Raw genomic sequence first — 6261 nt, 5'->3', positions numbered from 1 at the left:
TCCTTCGTGCCTTTGTGGTTAATCCCCTTAGTGTCCTTCGTGCCTTTGTGGTTAATCCCCTTAGTGTCCTTCGTGCCTTTGTGGTTAATCCCCTTAGTGTCCTTCGTGCCTTTGTGGTAAATCCCCTTAGTGTCCTTTGTGCCTTTGTGGTAAATCCCCTTAGTGTCCTTCGTGCCTTTGTGGTTAATCCCCTTAGTGTCCTTCGTGCCTTTGTGGTTAATCCCCTTAGTGTCCTTTGTGCCTTTGTGGTTCAATCATATCCCCCCTCTCCCATAACTCTCTCCAATTATAATTAACACTACACGCCCCAAAATCCGGTTCTCTCTGGAATGGCCGGCGCACATATCTGACCTGAACCTCCTCTGAGGGAGAAACCGAAACCAAGGCCAGCAGAAAATCCTCTGGCTTGTTAAAGGATGCAAGGATCTCGTTCTTGGTGACAGTCACCGTCTCTGCTCCTTCTACTCTACCCTTGACTTCGATAAACCGTAAGCGGCCTGTTCCGGTCCTGCGCGATTCGATGTCATAGCCGCACTTCTCGGCGCTCACATCCCGCGGTTCATACCCCAAAGCTTTTTCGGCCGCCATGACTGCCGCCATCGCCAGCTGCTCGACGCGCTTTGTCTCCCGGGCAAACATTGGCTTGCCTAAAAGTCGCCCTAACAGTCCCCCCGGTACGATGAGGGCTGCCCCTACCACCACCGGCGGCGATGGGGATAAATGACGCTCCTGCTCCAATTCAGACAAGCGCTTTTGCAACCGCGTTTGTAGTTCATCGGCCCGCATCTGGGCTTTGTTGGAATTGATCCGCGCATTTGTCTTCCCCGCTTCTTCCTGTAGGCGCAACTGGGCTGCCCGATGGTCCCAGTAGTTGATCTCCTTGGTCAGACGGTCTTTAACCGCGATAAGGGTCTTTTCAATTAACTCTTCCTTGCGCTGCCGTACCTCCTGAAGATGGGAAGAGACGAGGTTAGCGATCGCATAATTGCGGGCCTGGCTCTCAATCTCATTACCGATAGGGAGAGAATCAAGGATCGGCCCTAGGATCGCCCGCTCCTCCTCCTGCAAAGGACGATAATCTAGATAAGGGGCATACCCAGCATCCCTCTCTCCCTGTCTCTGTGGTGCAAACAGAGGAATTTCCACATACTGCATTCGCCGCGACACCACCCGCCGTCTGCCATCGGGATTTAGCCGAGCGTCTTGAATGGCGTGTTCTAAGTACACCAGCGCCCGAATTTCCTCGCTCGGATCACTGTCATCAACTAGGATAGCCCCCCGTCTGAGTAATTCCCGATGCCGTTCCAAGACAAGATCGATAGTGGCATCTAACAGGGGATGGCCGGGACAGACAAAGGTAGCAACGGGTTTACCCGGAACACTAATCAGGTCTTTATCAAAACAGATGCGCTCATAGCGTTTGAGAATTGGCTCTCCTATCCCTAAAGAGCGGTCTCTGTTACGGATAACGGCGGGGACGTTGGTAATTTCGTATCGCTTTGGCTCTCGCTGGCGTAGGGTGCCGCCTAAGCGTTGGAAGGCTTCCAGGAAAAATGCGGCGATGAAGTGCGGCTGTAACCGTCTGGCTTCGGCTCGCTCCATATCTTCTCGAATTTTCTGGACCCTGGAAGCATCGATCGAATCGCGTGCTAGGGCGCGTTCTTCCAGCAATTCCCTTAGCCTCTCTTGATCGAGCTTTTCAGAGATGACCTCGTTTAAGCGTGCTTTTATATCTGGGCGATCGCCGTAGCGGATGGCTTTGATGAGAAGTTCGCGCAATTCTTTTCCCGCAATGGCTTTGCCTAATACGTCGAACACCCGTCCGCCTAAAGCTTTTTGTTCGGCTTCGAGTTTTTCGAGGAGCGTCCGATACACATCTCCCTCGCGGGTTTCGTGAGCCACCAAATTCCAGAGATGACAAACCTCGGTCTGTCCAATCCGGTGAATGCGACCGAATCGCTGTTCTAGGCGGTTTGGGTTCCAGGGTAGGTCATAATTGACCATGAGATGCGCTCGTTGCAGGTTGATCCCCTCTCCGGCGGCATCGGTGGCCAGAAGTACCTGTACTCCTACGTCTTGCTTGAAGCCTTCTTCGGCTTTTTTGCGGTCTTCCCGACCCATGCCACCGTGAATGGTGACAACAGCTTCTGGGTTGCCAAGGAGTGTACTGATCCGCTCTTTCAGGTAGTTGAGGGTGTCTCTGTGTTCGGTGAAGACGACTATTTTGCGGCGGTATCCTCCTGCATCGAACATCTCCGCTTCATCCTGGAGAAGATGGGAAAACTCTTCCCACTTACGGTCTTTTCCGCTCCGTCGAACGGTATTGGCTAGGTCTTCAAGCTTTTTCAGCAGGGCGATTTCAATCTGTAGTTCGGCAATGGTACGGGATGCTGTGGCCTGATCGACCACCTCCTCGACCGTGGCCTCCCGCTCGCTGCTATCGGTATCCTCAAAGTCGTCATCGATGTCGTCTTGGTCAAGGACGGTAGCAAATTCTATCTCCAGCGACTGGCCTCGTTTGAGCAGTTCTTCTTCTCGGAGTCGCTTTTGCAGCCGCTCTCGTCGTCGTTTCAAGGATTGATAGATGGCTTCCGGGGAGGAGGCGAGGCGGCGTTGCAAAATGGTGAGGGCAAAGCCGACTGTCCCCTTGCGCCCGTCGTTGGCCAGGGCTTCGGCTCGGTCAAATTCTTCGCGTACATACTCGGTGACTCGACTGTAGAGGATCGCTTCTTGGTCGGAGAGGGGGTAACTGACCGTGTGAGCGATTCTTTCGGGGAAAAGTGGCTTGCCGTCAAACTTGAGCAGTTCCTCTTTGACCAGACGGCGCATCAGGTCGGAAGTATCTGATACATGAACTCCGTCCCGGAATCGCCCCTCAAAGCGATCGCCATCGAGTAGAGCTAGGAATAACTGAAAGTCTTCTTCTTTGCCGTTGTGGGGAGTAGCGGTCATCAGCAGGAAGTGGCGGGTAATGCTAGAGAGGAGTTTGCCCAATTTGTAACGCTTTGTTTCCCTGATTTCCCCACCAAAGAAAGAAGCGGACATCTTGTGGGCCTCATCGCAGATGACCAGATCCCAATCAGTCTGCTGGAGTTTCTTCTGGAGGTCGTCATTACGGCTGAGTTTATCAAGTCTGGCAATGACCAGACCCATTTCGGCGAGGGCGTTGCCGGTGCGGGCCGTTTCGAGGCGGTCATTGGTGAGTATATCGAAGGGAAGGTGAAATTTGTTATGTAGTTCATCTTGCCACTGGACTGCGAGGCTGCCTGGACAGACGATTAAGCAGCGCGCTAAGTCACCTCGAATCAGGAGTTCTCGAATTAACAATCCCGCCATGATGGTTTTCCCAGCCCCGGGGTCATCGGCCAACAAAAAGCGTAGGGGTTGGCGATCGAGCATCTCACCGTAAACAGCAGTGATTTGATGAGGGAGTGGTTCCACCAGAGAGGTATGGACGGCTAGAAGCGGGTCAAACAGGTAGGCCAACCGGATGCGATGGGCTTCGGAAACTAGGCGCAGCAAAGCTCCGTCGCCATCGAAACCCCACGGTCTTCCTTCGGTGAGAATCTCTAGGGTTGGCTCTCGGTATCGAAAGAGCAGTTCTGTGTAGGGTTGTCCGTTGGTATCTTTGTAGGTCAGTTCTACCGCGTCGCTGCCATGCCACTTGGCCTCGATGACGGTAATGCTTTGATTGGGCAGAATGCCGTTGACAATAGAGCCGCTCGTTAGTTCCTCAAGTTTAGTCATGATCGCCTAAAGACCGATGTCTAGGAATAATTGCATTTCAGCCCATATCCTCGTCAAAACATCGGTAAGGGCATGATCGCTATCTAATTCGATTAACTGTACCCAAGGACGAGAAAAAGCATAATAGCGACTATTTTCTAGGGGAATCACCTCATCATCACTGCCATGAATAATCAGGGTAGGCAGCTGCCTGATCAACTTTTCTTGGGGATAATTGGCTAAGTCCTCGATCAACTTGTAATCAATTGGCAGATAACGGCGATAACCGTAGTGATAAACCGATAAACTCCCAGATTTTTGCCAATTGGCTAGGGTTTCCGCTTCCAATTGTCCTAACCAAATCGGCCCGAAATTAAAAGCGGGAGCTAATAAAACGAGCCTTTGCACCTGAGAATAGGTTTCTGCCAGCCAAGCTGCCGTTAAACCGCCAAAACTGGAACCAATCAGTGTAACAGGAACCTGAGATTGTTCAATCACTCGGCCGATTTGGACAATCTGACGAGTGAGAGTTAAGCTAGAAAAGTCATCACCGTTAAGATCGGGAATTTCCATTGCTAAACCCCTCTTTTGCCAACAATGTCTCAAAAATTGCGCTTTTGTTGATTGGGGGCTAGAAGCAAAACCGTGTAGATAAATATATCTGTTTTCAAGGACTGCCATTCTAGAACCAATTAGGGTCTGCTGAAAAAGTTTGCTGGTGGGGGCAGGGTGTGGGGTGTGGGGTGTAGGGTTTTACCGATTTTGAGGAGGTCAATTACCTAATTTTCGGGGAAAAAGCACCTGAATTTTCCCCCTGATCACTCTCTTGCCTAGCACTTTTGGATTTCAAAAAGGTCTCAAAGTCTTAACCAACAAGATTTTTAGATTTATTCAGCCAACCCCAATTAGATTTCTTCATCTTGCTCTTTGGTAGCACCAGGAGAAGAATTATAAATGGCATCTAACTGCTGACGAGCATCTTCAACAGTGAGAGAACGAATCACTAACAGGGGTTCATTAATCGGTTGTCCAGTCTCGTCCAAAAGTTCCGGATGGGAAGTCATGGGATAACCGTAGGGATTATAGGAATTAGCCGATTTAGCAGGACGTTTCTGGGAATCCATGCTGACAGTAATCAGACTCCGAATTAAATTATTAATGGTCAAAAAAGCGATAACTGTGAAGGCGAGGATATAGAGCAGATGTAACATTGGCCGAGTCTCCCATGAATTATGTGTGAATATTCCTAAATTGCCAAAACTTTATGCTAAAAATTCGCTCAACTCTCTAGCTTACCAAAAAGTTTCAGGTTAAGCGTCAGTTTGAGGAGATTGATATTCTCCCCAACCCTGTAATCGACGACGACGACCACTGACACCCCAACACTCTGCCACCAGCTGATGCCAAGGCAACAACATCTTGGCCTCGATACCCACCTGACCACCTGTGGTTTTAAAGAGTAAATAAGCCGTGGCCACCTCCTGTTGGGCGTTTTTGACTCTTGCTAATAAATCGTCTTGTTCCTCAATGCTGAGAAAGGATAATCTCTCGGATTCGAGGAGGAGACGGGAACGGGAAAACCAATGGGTGAAATCCTCTAGTAGAGGTTCCAAGATAGTTTTCAGGAGTTCGTTTTCGGTGGGTTGCGAAGGAAACATTATTTTTATAATGACGATTTTGCTTACCTTAATCTTAGCGTTATTTATATTTCTTAACATTATGACGGGAAAACTTTAAGATTTGCCCCGGCTGTAGGCGGCACTAAAGAAATCCAGTTCACAACTAAGGGCATAACGATAGGATAAAGAGATATTTTCCGTCATCAGGGCGTATTTATCCACTAATTCCTCTAACTGGCTTGCTAAAGCTGCGAATTCATCCCCACTATAACTATCAATCCAAGCTTGATAGGGATTCTCAGAAATCGGTTCTAAGGCTAATTGTTGACCCAGATAAGCATAAAGACCCATACAGGGACTCATCACCACGGCAATCGCACCGATGTCACCCATCCAAGCGGTAGCGAGAAGAAAATCCCGATAGCGACGGGTGGCATTAGCGGGCTGAACCTTTCTCAGGTCAACCCCCCACTGTAAAGCGTAATTTTCGTGTAATTTTAATTCCGTTAATACCCCTGCCGCTAACCGATGAAAGCTAGTAAATCCCTGCCAATCGGGAGCTTTAGCGGCGGCGATACTGTAAGCACGGGCGAAAGATTCCAGAAAAAAAGCATCTTGACCGACATAAAAAGCGAAACAGTCCCGTTTAAGCTTTCCTGTGGCGATACCTCGCACAAAAGGGTGTTCTAGACAAGCTTGCACTAGATCTTGATGGCTGTGCCAAAGTTGCTGACTAAGCATAGGAAAATACTAATTAGGTGGACGTGGGAATTATGAATTATGAATTATGAATTATGAATTATGGTTCTTCGGTTTGTGTTATGTAATGGACGGGGGTTATAAGAGATGGAACCCTTATAGAGAAAGACATTGGACGATTTTTGTCAATTGTTTTTGATCTAGAGCGAGCTAATCA

At 49.2% G+C, this 6261-nt stretch carries 5 protein-coding genes; all 5 read right to left on the bottom strand.

Features of this window, described 5'->3' with window-relative positions:
- Positions 1-225 precede the first annotated feature (225 nt).
- The 5 genes from ACE1AQ_RS10440 to ACE1AQ_RS10420 all read right to left on the bottom strand — a co-directional run bounded on the left by ACE1AQ_RS10440 (position 226) and on the right by ACE1AQ_RS10420 (position 6086).
- A complete protein-coding gene (locus tag ACE1AQ_RS10440; RefSeq protein WP_374808374.1) occupies positions 226-3747 on the bottom strand; it encodes a helicase-related protein in 3522 nt (1173 codons plus the stop codon).
- A gap of 6 nt (positions 3748-3753) precedes the next feature.
- Positions 3754-4407 (bottom strand): YqiA/YcfP family alpha/beta fold hydrolase, encoded by a 654-nt coding sequence (locus tag ACE1AQ_RS10435; RefSeq protein WP_110545652.1) that lies wholly within the window; start codon positions 4405-4407, stop codon positions 3754-3756.
- A 224-nt stretch (positions 4408-4631) separates the two neighbouring features.
- The gene (locus tag ACE1AQ_RS10430) at positions 4632-4937 is read right to left on the bottom strand and encodes a DUF2973 domain-containing protein (protein ID WP_008200955.1); all 306 of its coding nucleotides are present in this window, start codon (positions 4935-4937) and stop codon (positions 4632-4634) included.
- A 99-nt stretch (positions 4938-5036) separates the two neighbouring features.
- Positions 5037-5444, bottom strand: coding sequence for a DUF2605 domain-containing protein (locus ACE1AQ_RS10425; protein WP_008200952.1), 408 nt, complete (start codon positions 5442-5444; stop codon positions 5037-5039).
- Between the two features lie 15 nt (positions 5445-5459).
- On the bottom strand, positions 5460-6086 hold the full coding sequence (locus ACE1AQ_RS10420; protein WP_008200950.1) for a TenA family protein: 627 nt from the start codon (positions 6084-6086) through the stop codon (positions 5460-5462).
- Between the last annotated feature and the right edge of the window lie 175 nt (positions 6087-6261).

Source organism: Microcystis sp. BLCC-F209, assembly GCF_041928595.1.
Lineage (GTDB): Bacteria > Cyanobacteriota > Cyanobacteriia > Cyanobacteriales > Microcystaceae > Microcystis.
The sequence above is the reverse complement of the archived record's forward strand: the minus strand, read 5'-3'. Positions and strand labels throughout refer to the sequence as shown.